This window comes from Streptomyces sp. TLI_146 (genome assembly GCF_002846415.1).
GTDB lineage: Bacteria > Actinomycetota > Actinomycetes > Streptomycetales > Streptomycetaceae > Streptomyces.
Genome location: NZ_PJMX01000001.1, coordinates 6077826 through 6093611, shown reverse-complemented (window position 1 = coordinate 6093611; position 15786 = coordinate 6077826). Strand labels below are relative to the sequence as shown.

Genomic DNA, 15786 nt, shown 5'->3' with positions numbered 1-15786 from the left:
GATCGGGCCCGCTCGTCGTCGGCAGTGAGGAAACGACACTGCATCCTTCGGCGTATTCGATGGAGCGCGGGATCGCCCCGCGCGTGGAGGCCCGGGCCCCCGGCCCCGTGTTTCATGGGAACGTGAACCTCTTCCGCCGCCGCCCGCACCGCCACGACGTGATCATCGCCGTCGTCGGCCTGCTGACCGGCCTGGCGGGCTGGGCGCTCGGGCTGCACACCCAGGGCGGGCGCCCGCTGGGCGGCGCGTGGGTGCTGCTGCCGCTCGCCGTGACGGCCGCCCTGGAACTCGTACGCCGGACCGCCCCGCGGTTCGCCCTGGTCACCGGCACCTTCGCGATCGTCGCGGACCAGTTCACGCTCGGCAGTGTGGTGACGGTCCTGATGTTCACGGATCTGGTCTACGCGGCCGTCCTGTACGGCACCCCGGCCGCCGCCCGCCGCATCCCCGTCACCACCGGGCTCATCTCCGTGGCGACGGCCATCGGCTTCCTGGCCTGGCTGCACAAGCCCGAGGCCCTGCTGATCGGGCTGCTCACCGGCCTCGTCTCGTTCGCGCCCGCCACCACCGGCGCGCTGGTGCGCAACCACCGCGACGCCGCCGACGCGGCCACCCTGCGCGCCGAGCAGACCGCGCTGCTCGCCGAGATCGACCGCACCCAGGCGGTGGTGGCCGAGCGCGCCCGGATGGCCCGCGAGCTGCACGACATGGTCGCCAACCACCTCTCGGCGATCGCCATCCACTCCACCGCCGCGCTCTCCCTGGACGACCCCGCCACCACCCGCCGGGCGCTCACCGTGATCCGGACGAACAGCGTGGACGGGCTCGCGGAGATGCGCCGGCTGATCGGGCTGCTGCGCGACAGCGGCGCCGGGCGCACCCCGGCCGCCGCACCCACGCTGGCGGGCCTGGACGCGCTGATCGCCCAGGCCCGTACGAACGGCGCCTCCAGCGGGCTCGACTTCGCCCTCGACGACAGCCGCCCCGAGGGGGCCGCGCTGCCCGCCCCGGTCGAGCTGGCCGCGTACCGGATCGTCCAGGAGTCGCTCACCAACGCCCTCAAGCACGCCTCCCCGGGCACGGTCACCGCCGCGCTCGCGCACACCGGGCGGGCGCTGACGGTCCGGGTGACCAGCCCGTACGGTGAACGTCCGGGGCCGCGCGCGCCGGGCTCGGGCGCGGGGCTCGTCGGGATGCGGGAGCGGGCCGTACTGCTCGGCGGGAGCTTCGAGTCGGGCCCCGAGGCGGCGGACGACGGCACCAAGATCTGGCGGGTCCGGGCCGAACTGCCCATCCAGGAAAGCGAGTCGACCACATGACGATCCGGGTACTGGTCGCGGAGGACCAGTCGTCGGTACGGGCCGGTCTGGTCCTGATCCTGGGCAGCGCCCCGGACATCGAGGTGGCCGGGGAGGCCGCCGACGGCGAGGAGGCGGTCCGGCTCGCCCGCGAACTGCGCCCGGACCTGGTGCTGATGGATGTGCAGATGCCCAGGCTCGACGGGGTCGAGGCGACCCGCCGGGTGGTCGCGGAGCGGCTGGCGGATGTGCTGGTGCTGACGACGTTCGACCTCGACGAGTACGTCTTCGGGGCGCTGCGGGCGGGTGCGGCGGGCTTCCTGCTGAAGAACACGGAGGCGAGGGACCTGATCGAGGCGGTACGGACGGTCGCGCGCGGCGAGGGCATGATCGCCCCCGCCGTCACCCGCCGGCTGATCGCGGAGTTCGCGGCCCCGGCGTCCAGGGCGCCCGCCGTGCTCCCGGCCGCCCTGGACGCGCTGACCCGCCGCGAGCGGGAGGTGCTGTCGTGCATCGGGCAGGGGCTGTCGAACGCCGAGATCGCGGGTCGCCTGGCGATGGCCGAGGCCACGGTGAAGACCCATGTCAGCCGGTTGCTGGGGAAGCTGGAGCTGCGCAGCCGGGTCCAAGCGGCCGTACTGGCACAGGAGTTGGGCGTCTGACGGCGACTTCCGGCCGTTGGTCTGGACCTCTTGACGGTTGGTACAGACCTTTCTACGCTCACGGCACTGCTGTGTGAGCGCGCCCACGGCCCACCGTGTGCTCACCGGGCGGAGCAGGGTCCCACCCCCACACCCGTCGGACCTCACTCGAGGAGCTTCCTTGAGCACTCCCACGCGCATCCGCACCCGCACCCGCTTCAGAACCAGAGCCGCGGCCGTCCTCACCGCGCTGGCCCTTCCCCTGGCCGCACTCGTCGGCCTGGCCGGCGCCACTCCCGCCGCGGCCGCCGCCTCGGCGACCGCCACCTACACCAAGACCCAGGACTGGGGCTCCGGCTTCGGCGCCCAGTGGACCGTCAAGAACACCGGCACCACGACGCTCACCTCCTGGACCGTGGAGTGGGACTACCCCTCCGGTACGTCCGTGACCTCGTTCTGGGACGCGGACGTCACCCATGACGCCAACCACTGGACGGCCAAGAACAAGTCGTACAACGGCACCTTGGCGCCCGGCGCCAGTGTCACCTTCGGCTTCAACGGCGCGGGACCCGGCGCCCCGTCCGGCTGCAAGCTCAACGGCGGCTCCTGCGACGGGAGTACGACGCCACCGGGCGACAACCCGCCCTCCGCGCCGGGCACTCCGACGGCGAGCGGCGTCACCGACACCTCGGTGAACCTGTCGTGGACCGCCGCCACCGACGACAAGGGCGTCAAGAACTACGACGTCTACCGCGGCTCGGCGAAGATCGCGACGGTGACCGGCACGACGTACGCCGACTCGGGCCTCACCGCCGGGACGACGTACACGTACAGCGTGACCGCGCGCGACACCGCCGACCAGACGGGCCCCTCTTCCGGCTCGGCCACCGTCACCACGACGGGCGGCGGCAACCCGAACCCGGGCTCCGCGGTCAAGCTCGGCTACTTCACCGACTGGGGCGTCTACCAGCGCAACTACCACGTCAAGAACATCGTCACCTCGGGCTCGGCGGCCAAGCTGACCCACATCAACTACGCGTTCGGCAATGTCACCAACGGCCAGTGCGCCATCGGTGACGCCTACGCCGACTACCAGAAGACGTACGACGCCTCCTCCAGCGTCGACGGCACCGCCGACACCTGGGACCAGCCGGTCGCGGGCAACATCAACCAGCTGCGCGAGTTGAAGAAGAAGTACCCGAACATCAAGGTGCTGTGGTCGTTCGGCGGCTGGACCTGGTCCGGCGGCTTCGGCGCGGCGGCCGCCAACCCCACGGCATTCGCCAACTCCTGCTACAGCCTGGTGGAGGACCCGCGCTGGGCCGACGTCTTCGACGGCATCGACATCGACTGGGAGTACCCCAACGCCTGCGGGCTCTCCTGCGACACCAGCGGCCAGGCCGCGCTGAAGAACCTGCTGTCCGCGCTGCGGGCGAAGTTCGGCTCCGCCAACCTGGTGACGGCGGCCGTGACGGCCGACGGCTCCGCCAACGGCAAGATGGACCAGGCCGACTACGCCGGAGCCGCACAGTACGTCGACTGGTACAACGTGATGACGTACGACTTCTTCGGTGCCTGGGACGCGAAGGGGCCGACGGCTCCGCACTCGCCGCTCACCTCGTACAACGGCATCCCGATCGCGGGCTTCAACACGGACGCGGCGATCCAGAAGTACCGGGGCAAGGGAATCCCGGCGAGCAAGCTCAACCTGGGGATCGGGTTCTACGGCCGCGGCTGGACCGGTGTCACCCAGGACGCGCCGGGCGGTACGGCGACGGGGCCGGCGCCCGGAACGTACGAGCAGGGCATCGAGGACTACAAGGTCCTCAAGAGCAGCTGCCCGGCGACGTCGACGATCGCGGGCACGGCGTACGCCCGCTGCGGCTCCAACTGGTGGAGCTATGACACGCCGTCGACGATCGCGGGGAAGATGTCGTACGTGAAGACGCAGGGGCTTAAGGGCGCGTTCTTCTGGGAGTTCAGCGGCGACACGGCTGGCGGCGAGCTGATGACAGCGATCGACTCGGGGCTGAGGTAGCCCCCGGGGTCCGGCATCGGGGCGAGGGCCCGTCCCCCTCCCCCGGTGTTGCCCCTTCGTCCGCGGGCCGGTGGTCCGCTGTGCCCACCCGTTCCGCCCCAGCGGAACGACTGCCCACAGCGGGGGGTGCCCAAGGGGCGCGGGGCTGTGACATGTGCGGCTCCGCCGCGCGGGCGCGACCGGCCCACAGCGGCCCGCGGACAAACAGAAAACGAGGGCTTCGGCCTTCGACTGCGGACCGTGCGGGGCTGGTCGCGCAGTTCCCCGCGCCCCTTAGGGCACACCGGCGCCCGCCAGGGACTTCGGGAAGGGGCGGGGTGGGGGAAACCCCTACGCCACGTTCACCCGCTGGCCCGGTGGCGCCGCCTCCAGCCACGCCAGGAAACCCGTCAGCGCGTCCTCGCTCATCGCCAGTTCGAGGCGCACGCCCCGATGCGTACAGCCGAGAACGATCGCGTCGGACAGGAGCGCCAGCTCCTCCTCGCCCGCCGGTTTACGGCGCGCCACGACCTCGATCGCGGACCGCTCCAGGAGCCGCCTCGGCCGAGGCGCGTACGAGAAGACACGGAACCACTCGATCCGGTCACCGCTGTACCGCGCGACTCCGTACACCCAGCCCTTGCCGCTGGGGTCGCCGCCCTCCGGCACGTCCCAGCGCAGACTGCAGTCGAAGGTCCCGCCGGAACGCTGGATCAGCCGCCGGCGCAGACCGAAGACGAAGAGTCCCACCAGTACCAGCGCGACGACCAGGCCGCCCACAAGCAGAACGAGGGTCATCTACACCGACCTCCTCGCTCCATTCGGGGCCGGGGGATCGCCCCGGTCTCTTGTGCCTGCATCGCCTCAGCCGCGGCCGGGTCCGGAAAATTCCAGACCCGTGACCGCGGCTGAGGGCAAAACTCTTCGGCGGGGTGCTAGCGCACCGACACCGTACGCAGCCGGACCTCGGCGCGACGCTCGGCGGCGCCGTCCTCGGCCGACTTGGCGCTCTCCAGCGCCCGCTCGGCACGCTGGACATCGATCTCGTCCGCGAGCTCCGCGATCTCCGCGAGCATGGAGAGCTTGTTGTCAGCGAACGAGATGAACCCGCCGTGCACAGCGGCGACGACGGTGCTGCCCTCGCTCGTACGGATGGTCACCGGGCCGGACTCCAGCACTCCGAGGAGCGGCTGGTGACCGGGCATGACGCCGATGTCGCCGGACGTGGTGCGCGCGACGACCAGGGTGGCCTCGCCGGACCAGACACTGCGGTCCGCGGCGACGAGCTCGACGTGCAGCTCAGCAGCCAAGGTGGGCTCCTCGGGTCACCACCCGGCGGTTGCTGCCGGGTGTTGGGTCAAAGTCTAGTGGGCGTACGGAGAGGGGCGGGACGCGCCCGCCCCTCTCCGCCGAAACGCGACTCTTACGAGTCAGACGATTCAGGAGACGCCCAGCTCCTTGGCGTTGGCCTTCAGGTCCTCGATGCCACCGCACATGAAGAACGCCTGCTCGGGGAAGTGGTCGTACTCACCGTCGCAGATCGCGTTGAACGCGGTGATCGACTCGTCGAGCGGCACGTCCGAACCGTCCACGCCGGTGAACTGCTTGGCGACGTGGGTGTTCTGCGACAGGAAGCGCTCGACGCGACGGGCACGGTGGACAACGAGCTTGTCCTCCTCGCCCAGCTCGTCGATACCGAGGATCGCGATGATGTCCTGGAGGTCCTTGTACTTCTGCAGGATCCCCTTGACACGCATGGCGGCCGCGTAGTGGTCCGCCGCGATGTACCGCGGGTCGAGGATGCGGGACGTCGAGTCCAGCGGGTCCACGGCCGGGTAGATGCCCTTCTCGGAGATCGGACGGGAGAGAACCGTCGTCGCGTCGAGGTGGGCGAAGGTGGTGGCCGGGGCCGGGTCGGTCAGGTCGTCCGCGGGGACGTAGATCGCCTGCATCGAGGTGATCGAGTGACCACGGGTCGAGGTGATGCGCTCCTGGAGGAGACCCATCTCGTCGGCCAGGTTCGGCTGGTAGCCCACCGCGGAGGGCATACGGCCGAGCAGGGTCGACACCTCGGAACCCGCCTGGGTGTACCGGAAGATGTTGTCGATGAAGAAGAGGACGTCCTGCTTCTGGACGTCACGGAAGTACTCCGCCATCGTCAGACCGGCCAGCGCGACGCGCAGACGCGTGCCCGGCGGCTCGTCCATCTGACCGAAGACCAGGGCGGTCTTGTCGATGACGCCCGAGTCGCCCATCTCCTCGATGAGGTCGTTGCCCTCACGGGTACGCTCACCGACGCCCGCGAACACCGACACACCGTCGTGGTTGTTGGCGACGCGGTAGATCATTTCCTGGATCAGAACGGTCTTGCCGACACCGGCACCACCGAACAGACCGATCTTTCCACCCTTGACGTACGGGGTGAGAAGGTCGATGACCTTGACGCCGGTCTCGAACATCTCCGTCTTGGACTCGAGCTCGTCGAAGCTCGGGGCCTTGCGGTGGATGGGCCAGCGCTCGGTGACCTCGGCGTTCGCCTCGGGGTAGTTGAGCACCTCACCCAGGGTGTTGAAGACCTTGCCCTTGGTGAAGTCACCGACGGGGACGGTGATGCCCTCGCCCGTGTCGGTCACCGGGGCCTGGCGGACCAGGCCGTCGGTCGGCTGCATCGAGATGGTACGGACGAGGCCGTCACCCAGGTGCTGCGCGACCTCAAGGGTCAGGGTCTTGAGCTTGCCGTCCTCGGCCGGGTCTGCGACCTGGACCTTGAGGGCGTTGTAGATCTCGGGCATCGCGTCGACGGGGAACTCCACGTCGACGACCGGGCCGATGACCCGGGCGACGCGGCCCGTGGCGGCGGCCGTCTCAACAGTGGTCGTCATTACTTGTCACTCCCCGCGGTCGCGTCGGCCATGGCGCTCGCGCCACCGACGATCTCGCTGATTTCCTGGGTGATTTCGGCCTGGCGGGCCGCGTTGGCAAGCCGGGAGAGGCTCTTGATGAGGTCCCCGGCGTTGTCGGTGGCCGACTTCATCGCACGGCGGCGGGCGGCGTGCTCGGAAGCGGCCGCCTGCAGCAGTGCGTTGTAGATACGGCTCTCGACGTAGCGCGGCAGCAGGGCGTCGAGGACGTCCTCCGCCGACGGCTCGAAGTCGAACAGCGGAAGGATCTCGCCCTTCGCGCCACTCTCCTCCTGGGCCGCTTCCAGCGACAGCGGCAGCATCCGGTTGTCCACCGGGTTCTGCGTCATCATCGACACGAACTCCGTGTAGACGATGTGGAGCTCGTCGACGCCACCCTCGGCCGTCTCCGTCTGGATGGCCTCGATCAGCGGCGCCGCGACGCGCTTGGCGTCGGCGTAGGCCGGGCTGTCGGTGAAGCCGGTCCACGAATCCGCGATCTTGCGCTCACGGAAGCCGTAGTAGGCCACACCCTTGCGGCCGACGATGTACGAGTCGACCTCCTTGCCCTCGCCGCGCAGCCGCTCGATGAGCCGGTCCGCCTGCTTGATGGCGTTCGAGGAGTAGCCGCCGGCCAGACCGCGGTCGCTCGTGATGAGCAGGACCGCGGCGCGGGTCGGCGCCTCGACCTCGGTGGTCAGGGCGTGCTTGGTGTTCGAGCCGGTCGCGACCGCGGTCACCGCACGGGTGAGCTCGGTCGCGTACGGCATCGACGCCGCCACCTTGCGCTGCGCCTTGACGATGCGCGAGGCGGCGATCATCTCCATCGCCTTGGTGATCTTCTTGGTCGCCGTGACGGCACGGATGCGACGCTTGTAGACCCGGAGCTGCGCTCCCATGAGTCAGGTCCCTTCCGTCGTCACTTGCTGGTGGAGACCGGCGCGTCGTCGCCCAGGAGCTTGCCGTCCGAGGTCTCGAACTGCTGCTTGAAGTTGGCGATGGCGTCAGCGATCGACGTCAGGGTGTCGTCCGACATCTTGCCGCCCTCGGCGATGGAGGTGAGGAGCTCCTTGCGCTCACGGCGCAGGTGCTCCAGCAGCTCCGACTCGAAGCGACGGATGTCGTTGACCGGGACGTCGTCCATCTTGCCGGTGGTACCGGCCCAGACGGAGACGACCTGCTCCTCGACCGGCATCGGCTGGTACTGGCCCTGCTTCAGCAGCTCGACCATGCGCTTGCCGCGCTCCAGCGAGGCCTTCGACGCGGCGTCCAGGTCGGAACCGAAGGCGGCGAACGCCTCCAGCTCGCGGTACTGGGCGAGGTCCACGCGGAGACGACCCGAAACCTGCTTCATCGCCTTGTGCTGCGCGGAACCACCGACTCGGGAGACGGAGATACCGACGTTCAGCGCGGGGCGCTGACCGGCGTTGAAGAGGTCCGACTCCAGGAAGCACTGGCCGTCGGTGATGGAGATGACGTTGGTCGGGATGAACGCCGACACGTCGTTCGCCTTGGTCTCGACGATCGGCAGACCGGTCATCGAACCGGCGCCCATGTCGTCGGAGAGCTTGGCGCAGCGCTCCAGCAGACGCGAGTGCAGGTAGAAGACGTCGCCCGGGTAGGCCTCGCGGCCCGGCGGGCGGCGCAGCAGCAGCGACACGGCGCGGTAGGCGTCGGCCTGCTTCGACAGGTCGTCGAAGATGATCAGGACGTGCTTGCCGGCGTACATCCAGTGCTGGCCGATGGCGGAACCGGTGTACGGCGCCAGGTACTTGAAGCCGGCCGGGTCGGACGCCGGGGCGGCGACGATCGTCGTGTACTCGAGCGCGCCGGCCTCTTCCAGGGCGCCGCGAACGGACGCGATGGTCGAGCCCTTCTGGCCGATGGCGACGTAGATGCAGCGGACCTGCTTGTTCACGTCGCCCGAGCGCCAGTTGTCGCGCTGGTTGATGATCGTGTCGACGGCCAGAGCGGTCTTACCCGTCTGACGGTCGCCGATGATCAGCTGACGCTGGCCACGGCCGATCGGCACCATCGCGTCGACGGCCTTGTAGCCGGTCTGCATCGGCTCGTGCACCGACTTACGGACCATGACGCCCGGGGCCTGCAGCTCGAGGGCGCGGCGGCCTTCGGTCGCGATCTCGCCGAGACCGTCGATCGGGTTGCCGAGCGGGTCGACGACGCGGCCGAGGTAGCCCTCGCCGACGCCGACGGAGAGCACCTCACCGGTGCGCTGCACCGGCTGGCCCTCCTCGATGCCGCTGAACTCGCCGAGGACGATCGCACCGATCTCGCGCTCCTCGAGGTTGAGGGCGAGACCGAGGGTGCCGTCCTCGAACTTCAGCAGCTCGTTCGCCATGGCGGAGGGCAGGCCCTCCACCTTCGCGATGCCGTCGCCGGCAACGCTGACCGTTCCGACCTCCTCGCGCGAGGCCGCGTCCGGCTGGTACGACTGGACGAAGTTGTCCAGTGCGTCCCGGATCTCCTCCGGCCGGATCGTGAGCTCCGCCATCTGGGTTCCCTGCTCTCCTTGTTGGGCCTGAAGCTTCTTAGGGGGTCTGGGGGCGACCCCCAGGAATCTTCTGCAAGTTCTGCACGGCCCAACCGGGCCGCTGTCATGCTGTGTACTTAGGTGACGCTGCCGAGGCAGGTCAGCCGGCCAGTCGCCGGCTCGCCTCGTCGAGACGCTGCGCGATCGTGCCGTCGATGACCTCGTCGCCCACCCGCACCGAGATCCCGCCGAGGACCGTCGGGTCCACGTCCAGGTTCAGGTGCATCTGGCGGCCGTAGACCTTCGCCAGAGCGGCGCCGAGGCGCTGCTTCTGCACGTCGGTCAGCGGTACCGCCGAGGTGACCACGGCGACCATGCGGTCCCGGCGCTCCGCGGCGAGCTTGGAGAGGGACTCGAGTCCCGCTTCCAGGCTACGTCCACGCGGCTTGGTCACAAGACGCGTGACGAGCCGCTCGGTGACCGCGTTCGCCTTGCCGCCGAGCAGGCTGCCGAGCAGCTCGCCCTTGGCGGCCGTGGTGGCGGCGCGGTTCGTCAGCGCGGAGCGCAGGTCGGTGCTGGAGGCGACGATCCGGCCGAACCGGAACAGCTCGTCCTCCACGTCGTCCAGCGCGCCGGCCTTCTGCGCGGCCGTGAGGTCGGTGGTGTTCGCCAGCTCCTCCAGCGCGTCCACCAGGTCGCGCGACTGCGACCAGCGGGAGCGGACCATGCCGCTCACCAGGTCGGCGGTCTCGCCGCCGACCTGGCCGCCGAGGAGGCGCCCGGCCAGCTCGGCCTTGGCCTCACCGGGCTGCGACGGGTCGGTGAGGACCCGGCGCAGCGACACCTCGCGGTCGAGCAGCGCGGTGACGGCCGCCAGCTCCCCGGCGAGCTTCGCCACGTCGACGGACGTGTTGTCCATCAGCGCGTCGAGACGCTCGCGCGCGGCAGCCAGTGCCTCGCGGCTCGCTCCGTTCATCGCGTGGCCTCGGCCTTCGAAGCGTCCTCGAGACCCTCGAGGAAGCGGTCGATGGTGCGGCTCTGCCGGGCGTGGTCCTCAAGGGACTCGCCGACGAGCTTGCCGGCCAGGTCGGTGGCGAGCTTGCCCACGTCCTGACGGAGCGCGTGCGCCGCGGCCTTGCGGTCGGCCTCGATCTGGGCGTGGCCGGCAGCGATGATCTCCTCACGCTGCCGCTGGCCTTCCGCCCTCATCTCCTGGATGAGCGCGGTGCCCTGCTCGGTCGCCTCCTGGCGCAGGCGGGCAGCCTCGTGGCGGGCCTCGGCGAGCTGGGCCTTGTACTGCTCCAGCACACTCTGAGCCTCGGTCTGCGCGGCCTCGGCCTTCTCGATACCGCCCTCGATGGCTTCGCGCCGCTCCTCCAGCGTCTTGTTGATACGCGGGAGCAGCTTCGTGGCGAAGACGAAGAAGACGATGGCGAAGGCGATGGCGCCGACGAGCAGCTCGGGGCCCGCGGGTACGAGCGGGTTCTGCTCTTCCTCGGCCGCGAGTGCAACCAGGTTGGCGATCACATCAGTGCCTTTCGTCGATGTGTGTCAGTAATAGGTGCTTACTTACCGAACACGAACGGCATAACGATGCCGATGAGGGCGAGCGCCTCACAGAACGCGAAGCCCAGGATCTGGTTGGCGCGGATCAGGCCGGCGGCCTCGGGCTGACGGGCCATGGCCTGGGTGCCGTTACCGAAGATGATGCCGACGCCGACGCCGGGGCCGATGGCCGCGAGGCCGTAGCCGATCGAGCCGAGCGAGCCGGTGACTTCGGAGGCAGCGAGGATCTGGGACATGCCAGTTCTTCCTTCTCTTTCATGGACCGGTGGGGGTTGGCCACCGGACGACTGGGGGTTTGCGGGGCGGGCCCAGGACTCAGTGGTGCTCGGCCACAGCGCCCTGGATGTACGAGCAGGCCAGCAGCACGAAGACGTACGCCTGGACGGCCTGCACGAAAAGCTCGAAGAGGATCATGACGATGGTCATGACGAACGAGACACCGGCGGCCGGGATCATGTAGCTGTTCATCAGGTACCAGGAGGCAACCGTGAACATGACCAGCATCAGGTGACCGGCGAACATGTTGGCGAACAGTCGCACCGCGTGCGTGAACGGCCGGACGAACAGGTTCGAGAGGAACTCGATGACCATCACGAGCGGCAGGACCGCGCCGAGCGACTTGTCGTAGCCGGTGATGTTCTTCAGACCGCCGACGAAGCCGTGACGCTTGAACGTCAGGCCCACCCAGACGACCCACACGAGGCCGGCGAGGACCATCGGGAAGGCGATGACCGAGGACACCGGGAACTGGGCCAGCGGGATCACGGACCAGATGTTCATGATCCAGATGAAGAAGAACAGCGAGACCATCAGGGGGACGTACTTCTCGCCCTCCTTCTTGCCCAGCGTCTCGTACACGATGTTCTTGCGTACGAAGTCGTAGCCGGCCTCGCCGGCCATCTGGAGCTTGCCCGGGACCACCTTGGCCCTGCCGAAAGCCGCCCAGAAGAAGCTGCTGACGAGCACCGTGGTGACGAGCGCGAGCAGCATCACCTTGTTGAACTCATAGCCGCCGACGGTGAAGAGCGGCTTGAAGAGGAAGGAGTTCAGGCCCGGAGCCGGAAAGCCACAGCCGTTGTCAGACAGGATGCGGCAGTTCCAGTCGAAGGCGAGCTGGGTCTGGTCAGCACTCACCGCGGGCTCCTTCAGCGTGGCGCATAGGTACGGCAACCTCGTTGTGTCGGCGCGGCGCACAGCCGCGGTTCGGCACTGGACTGGTGTTACGGATGATGGGGCGGCGGTCGGGCATCAAGCCTCGCGATCGAGCAGGCGTCAGCTCAGATGCCCGCGCCCGCAGTGCCGCAGTTGGCACCGGACGATAGCAGGGTCTCGAACTCGCATTTATTCCGCCCCTACCTTTCACGACGAAGACCCGGATTTCGTGGGCTTCTGAGCCTCCGAATCCGGCTCGACGTAAAGGATCTTGGCCTTCATGTGCGCACGTGCCTGCATGCCGATCCAGACGAGGGTCAGCGCGATGAGCGTGGCGGCGAATGCCTTGGGGTTGAACAGCGTCGTGTCCTTGAAGACCGCGACGAAGATGAAGAGCAGCAGCAACTGAGCCGTGTACAGCATCAGCCCCATGGCCTGGAACAGGTGGGGCAGGTTCTTTGCCGTGCGTTCCAGGATGAGCAGCCCGATACCCATGAAGCCGATGACCACGACCGTCGCGATGACGGCGCCGATGGCCCCCTTGCCGCCCGCGACCCCAGCGCTGACGGCGACGGCGATCGCGCCGGCGGCAGCGGTGGGAAGGGCGGTCCGAAGGAGGGTGCGGGCGTCGTTGGACGGCATGGCGGCAGCTCCGCTTACTGGGTGGGGGCAGGGTGTCGTCATGGACGAGCGTAGGCCCCGGCCGAGGGGATCCCTCGGGCCAATGGGCCGTCGCACTACGGTCCTTCGGCTCTGTTGCCGGGTCTCGTGAACCGTATCACAAACTATTTGATGAGGTCTTTACCATGATGGTGTGCTGCCCGTCACACATGAGAGTGAACGCGCGCGCATGTGCAGAGCGAGCGGCAACTTGTCTGGTATTGGGGCTCGGTGCGGCAATTCGTCAGCGTGACGCGCCGGTCTTCCGCCGGTCGGGGAAGCGCGAACGGGGGCCGATGGCGGTCGCCCCGTTGACGCCGGAGACGCCCGCGCCGACCGGTGTGCGCTCCTCCTCGGCCTCGTCCCACTCCTCGGTGCCCTCCGCGCCCGCGGCCGCCGTCGCGAGCCGCGTACGGCGCCGGTAGCGCGGCGGGACGAACGCCTCGGCCCAGCGCGGGGCGCGCGGGGTGAAGCGCGGGAGCAGCAGCAGGACCAGACCGACCGCGCTCAGCGCGACGATCACGAAGACGATCCACATCGACGCCGAGTGCACCGAGTACGCCAGCGTCCCGAAGGCGATCAGGGCCGCCCAGAAGTACATGATCAGCACGGCCCGGCTGTGCGAGTGGCCGATCTCCAGGAGCCGGTGGTGCAGATGGCCGCGGTCGGCGGCGAACGGCGACTGGCCCTTCCAGGTGCGCCGCACGATCGCCAGCACCAGGTCGGCCATCGGGATCGCGATGATGGTCAGCGGCATCAGCAGCGGGATGAACACCGGGAGCATCGCGTGGGTGGCCTCGCGCTCGCTGCCGCTGAGGCTGAGGTTCATCCGCAGCGCGTCCGGGTCGACCTGGCCGGTGATGGAGATGGCGCCGGCCGCGAGGACGAGCCCGATCAGCATCGAGCCCGAGTCGCCCATGAAGATCCGCGCCGGGTGCATGTTGTGCGGCAGGAAGCCCAGGCACATGCCCATCAGGATGGCGGCGAAGAGGGTGGCCGGGGCCGCGGCCTCGATGCCGTACCCGAACCAGATCCGGTACGCGTACATGAAGAACGCCGCGGCGGCGATGCAGACCATGCCCGCGGCGAGGCCGTCCAGGCCGTCCACGAAGTTCACCGCGTTGATGGTGATCACCACCAGGGCGACCGTCAGCAGCGTGCCCTGCCAGGAGGTGAGCGAGACCGCGCCGACGCCCGGGATCGGCAGCCACAGGATCGTCAGACCCTGCACGACCATCACACCGGCGGCGATCATCTGACCGCCCAGCTTGATCAGGGCGTCGATCTCGAACTTGTCGTCCAGGACGCCGATGATCCAGATCAGGGCCGCGCCCGAGAGCAGCGCGCGCGGTTCGTTGGAGCGCTCGAAGACGCCGTTGAGGCTGTCGAGGTGGTCGGCGACGAGCAGGCCCGCGCACAGCCCGCCGAACATGGCGATGCCGCCGAGCCGCGGCGTCGGTTCGCGGTGCACGTCCCGGGCACGGATCTCCGGCATCGCGCCGGTCGCGATGGCGAACTTCCGCACCGGCCCGGTGAGCAGGTAGGTCACCGCGGCCGTGACGCAGAGCGTCAGCAGGTATTCACGCACGGGCTGCCCCAGAGGTATCGCTGGCCATCTCAGCCCCACACACTAGCTTCGCGCCCACATGGTTGAGGACATGCGGGTACACGAGATGGTTGCAGTCAACCCCATCCAGTGGGGATATCAACCCCATCTAGTGCGGATACGGGGGAAATCTTCCCGCGAGCTCCCGCACTTCGGCACGGATGTCGGCATGCGCCCCACCGCCCGCCCCACCGCCCGCCTCGGCGGCCCCGCGCAGCGCAGCCGAGAACAGCACCGCGATCCTCGCCATCTCCGCCTCGCCCATCCCCTGGGTGGTCAGCGCGGCCGTACCGAGCCGGATGCCGCGCGCTTCGTCGTACGGCAGGGCGCAGGTGTCCAGGACGAGCCCGGCGCCCGCCAGACGGCCCCTGGCGGCCCTTCCGTCGGCCCCCAGCGGAGCGGGGTCGGCCAGGATGATGTGGGTGTCGGTGCCGCCGGTCACCACGCCGAACCCCTCGGCGGCCAGCCCGGCCGCGAGCACGCGCGCGTTGGCGACCACCTGATGGGCGTACCCCGTGAACCCCGGGGTCGCCGCCTCCCCGAACGCGACCGCCTTGGCGGCGATGGTGTGCATCTGGGCGCCGCCCTGGGTGAACGGGAAGACCGCCCGGTCGATCCGGGCCGCCAGCTCCCCGCCGCACAGCAGCAGACCGCCGCGGGGGCCGCGCAGCACCTTGTGGGTGGTCGCGCAGACCACGTCGGCGTACGGGACGGGGCTGGGCGCCGCTCCCCCGGCCACCAGGCCCATGGGGTGCGCCGCGTCCGCGATGAGGTAGGCGCCCACCGAGTCGGCGATCTCGCGGAACGCCTCGTAGTCGGGGTGGCGCGGGTAGCAGATCGAGCCGCAGACGATCGCCTTCGGGCGGCGGCGCTCGGCGAGGGCCGCGACCTCCTCGTAGTCGATGAGGCCGCTCTCCGGGTCGACGCCGTAGCCGACGAAGTCGAACCACCGGCCGGAGAAGTTGGCGGGCGAGCCGTGGGTGAGGTGTCCCCCGTACGGGAGCCCCATGGCCAGCACCGTGTCCCCCGGGCGCAGCAGCGCCGCGTAGGCCGCGAGCACGGCCGAGGAGCCGGAGTGCGGCTGTACGTTGGCGTGCTCGGCGCCGAAGAGCGCCCTGGCCCGGTCCACGGCGATCCGCTCGGCCACGTCCACGACCTCGCAGCCGCCGTGGTGGCGGGCGCCGGGGTAGCCCTCGGCGTACTTGTTGCTGAGCGGGGAGCCGAGCGCCGCGAGCACGGCGGGCGAGGTGAAGTTCTCGGCGGCGATGAGCTGGAGCGAGGTGGCCTGCCGCCGCGTCTCGCCGAGCAGCACGTCGGCGATCTCGGGATCTTGGCGCCGCAGGGCGTCGAGCGCCCCCTCGGGGGCGGTGGCGCGGGCAGCGGACACGGCTGCGGTGGTGACCGTCATCGGGGTCTCCGGGCCTGACAGGGGGTGGTGTGAGGCGTCAGATCCAA

General features: G+C 69.5%; 15 protein-coding genes. 3 read left to right on the top strand and 12 right to left on the bottom strand.

From position 1 onward, the window contains the following. Window positions 1–122: 122 nt before the first annotated feature. The 3 genes from BX283_RS27400 to BX283_RS27390 all read left to right on the top strand — a co-directional run bounded on the left by BX283_RS27400 (window position 123) and on the right by BX283_RS27390 (window position 3977). Window positions 123–1319: a sensor histidine kinase gene (locus tag BX283_RS27400; RefSeq protein WP_257583893.1), complete on the top strand. Its 1197-nt coding sequence runs from the start codon at window positions 123–125 to the stop codon at window positions 1317–1319. Continuing rightward, the gene (locus BX283_RS27395; protein ID WP_101390158.1) at window positions 1316–1960 is read left to right on the top strand and encodes a response regulator transcription factor; all 645 of its coding nucleotides are present in this window, start codon (window positions 1316–1318) and stop codon (window positions 1958–1960) included. Before BX283_RS27400 ends, BX283_RS27395 begins: the two co-directional genes overlap by 4 nt. A gap of 160 nt (window positions 1961–2120) precedes the next feature. Further along, complete coding sequence (locus BX283_RS27390) at window positions 2121–3977, top strand: glycosyl hydrolase family 18 protein (RefSeq protein WP_180357266.1); 1857 nt, start codon at window positions 2121–2123, stop codon at window positions 3975–3977. 330 nt (window positions 3978–4307) lie between these two features. Here BX283_RS27390 and BX283_RS27385 read toward each other — a convergent pair whose 3' ends face one another. From BX283_RS27385 to glyA, 12 genes are all read right to left on the bottom strand, one after another. Then, window positions 4308–4754, bottom strand: a complete 447-nt coding sequence (locus BX283_RS27385; RefSeq protein ID WP_067163959.1) for a DUF2550 domain-containing protein — start codon at window positions 4752–4754, stop codon at window positions 4308–4310. A gap of 137 nt (window positions 4755–4891) precedes the next feature. Continuing rightward, the gene (locus BX283_RS27380) at window positions 4892–5266 is read right to left on the bottom strand and encodes a F0F1 ATP synthase subunit epsilon (RefSeq protein ID WP_101390157.1); all 375 of its coding nucleotides are present in this window, start codon (window positions 5264–5266) and stop codon (window positions 4892–4894) included. Window positions 5267–5395: 129 nt separating this feature from the next. Next, window positions 5396–6838, bottom strand: a complete 1443-nt coding sequence (gene atpD, locus BX283_RS27375) for a F0F1 ATP synthase subunit beta (protein WP_101390156.1) — start codon at window positions 6836–6838, stop codon at window positions 5396–5398. Next, on the bottom strand, window positions 6838–7755 hold the full coding sequence (locus BX283_RS27370) for a F0F1 ATP synthase subunit gamma (RefSeq protein WP_101390155.1): 918 nt from the start codon (window positions 7753–7755) through the stop codon (window positions 6838–6840). The genes atpD and BX283_RS27370 overlap by 1 nt, the downstream gene beginning before the upstream one ends. 20 nt (window positions 7756–7775) lie before the next feature. Next, window positions 7776–9368, bottom strand: coding sequence for a F0F1 ATP synthase subunit alpha (atpA, locus tag BX283_RS27365; protein WP_101390154.1), 1593 nt, complete (start codon window positions 9366–9368; stop codon window positions 7776–7778). Window positions 9369–9507: 139 nt separating this feature from the next. After that, entirely contained in the window at window positions 9508–10323 is an 816-nt protein-coding gene (locus tag BX283_RS27360) for a F0F1 ATP synthase subunit delta (RefSeq protein ID WP_101390153.1), read from the bottom strand. Beyond that, window positions 10320–10874, bottom strand: a complete 555-nt coding sequence (locus BX283_RS27355; RefSeq protein WP_101390152.1) for a F0F1 ATP synthase subunit B — start codon at window positions 10872–10874, stop codon at window positions 10320–10322. Before BX283_RS27355 ends, BX283_RS27360 begins: the two co-directional genes overlap by 4 nt. A gap of 38 nt (window positions 10875–10912) precedes the next feature. Beyond that, entirely contained in the window at window positions 10913–11149 is a 237-nt protein-coding gene (gene atpE / locus BX283_RS27350; protein WP_067163944.1) for an ATP synthase F0 subunit C, read from the bottom strand. 79 nt (window positions 11150–11228) lie between these two features. Next, on the bottom strand, window positions 11229–11999 hold the full coding sequence (gene atpB, locus BX283_RS27345) for a F0F1 ATP synthase subunit A (protein ID WP_101392603.1): 771 nt from the start codon (window positions 11997–11999) through the stop codon (window positions 11229–11231). A gap of 273 nt (window positions 12000–12272) precedes the next feature. Continuing rightward, window positions 12273–12707: a hypothetical protein gene (locus BX283_RS27340; RefSeq protein ID WP_101390151.1), complete on the bottom strand. Its 435-nt coding sequence runs from the start codon at window positions 12705–12707 to the stop codon at window positions 12273–12275. 262 nt (window positions 12708–12969) lie between these two features. Beyond that, the gene (locus tag BX283_RS27335; protein WP_180357487.1) at window positions 12970–14325 is read right to left on the bottom strand and encodes an MraY family glycosyltransferase; all 1356 of its coding nucleotides are present in this window, start codon (window positions 14323–14325) and stop codon (window positions 12970–12972) included. Between the two features lie 115 nt (window positions 14326–14440). Next, window positions 14441–15739 (bottom strand): serine hydroxymethyltransferase, encoded by a 1299-nt coding sequence (glyA, locus tag BX283_RS27330; RefSeq protein ID WP_101390149.1) that lies wholly within the window; start codon window positions 15737–15739, stop codon window positions 14441–14443. Window positions 15740–15786: the final 47 nt, after the last annotated feature.

What these genes read in the sequence shown, in the direction of transcription:
- BX283_RS27395 (WP_101390158.1), top strand. Translation starts at nt 1,316, where the DNA reads ATGACGATCCGGGTACTGGTCGCGGAGGACCAGTCGTCGGTACGGGCC.
- BX283_RS27385 (WP_067163959.1), bottom strand. Translation starts at nt 4,754, where the DNA reads ATGACCCTCGTTCTGCTTGTGGGCGGCCTGGTCGTCGCGCTGGTACTG.
- atpD (WP_101390156.1), bottom strand. Translation starts at nt 6,838, where the DNA reads ATGACGACCACTGTTGAGACGGCCGCCGCCACGGGCCGCGTCGCCCGG.
- BX283_RS27370 (WP_101390155.1), bottom strand. Translation starts at nt 7,755, where the DNA reads ATGGGAGCGCAGCTCCGGGTCTACAAGCGTCGCATCCGTGCCGTCACG.
- atpA (WP_101390154.1), bottom strand. Translation starts at nt 9,368, where the DNA reads ATGGCGGAGCTCACGATCCGGCCGGAGGAGATCCGGGACGCACTGGAC.
- BX283_RS27360 (WP_101390153.1), bottom strand. Translation starts at nt 10,323, where the DNA reads ATGAACGGAGCGAGCCGCGAGGCACTGGCTGCCGCGCGCGAGCGTCTC.
- atpE (WP_067163944.1), bottom strand. Translation starts at nt 11,149, where the DNA reads ATGTCCCAGATCCTCGCTGCCTCCGAAGTCACCGGCTCGCTCGGCTCG.
- BX283_RS27340 (WP_101390151.1), bottom strand. Translation starts at nt 12,707, where the DNA reads ATGCCGTCCAACGACGCCCGCACCCTCCTTCGGACCGCCCTTCCCACC.
- glyA (WP_101390149.1), bottom strand. Translation starts at nt 15,739, where the DNA reads ATGACGGTCACCACCGCAGCCGTGTCCGCTGCCCGCGCCACCGCCCCC.